The following is a 424-nucleotide window of genomic DNA, read 5'->3' as shown; positions in this document are numbered from 1 at the left end:
TAAGGCAACAGTAGAAACGGCTACACGGACAAGTCCGTAATCATGAACGACAACAGTACGGTAGCAATCGAGGTACCGCGCGACCGCAATAGCACATTCGAGCCGCTGATAATCCCTAAACACGACAGACGTGCCCCCTTGTTCAACGACCAGATTATCTCGATGTACTCATTCGGGATGAGCTGCCACGACATACAACGGCACCTGCAGAATGTCTATGGGGTGGAAGTTTCACCGGAATTAATTTCTCGAGTGACCGAATCGGTCATTGAGGATGTTCGCCAGTGGCGCAATCGCCCGCTTGAGAAGTCTTACCCGATAGTTTTCCTCGATGCCTTACGAGTAAACTCAAGACAGGACGGCAAGAACGTCAACAAAGCCCTGTATGTTGCTCTGGCGATAAATTGGGAAGGCAAAAAAGAGA

General features: G+C 49.8%; 1 pseudogene. It reads left to right on the top strand.

Annotated elements, in window-relative coordinates:
- Positions 1 to 424: pseudogene (locus H0R92_RS14075) on the top strand (IS256 family transposase); the annotation flags it as partial.

Origin of the sequence: Treponema sp. OMZ 840, from assembly GCF_050937815.1 — a bacterium.
Classification (GTDB): Bacteria; Spirochaetota; Spirochaetia; order Treponematales; family Treponemataceae; genus Treponema_C.
The sequence above is the reverse complement of the archived record's forward strand: the minus strand, read 5'-3'. Positions and strand labels throughout refer to the sequence as shown.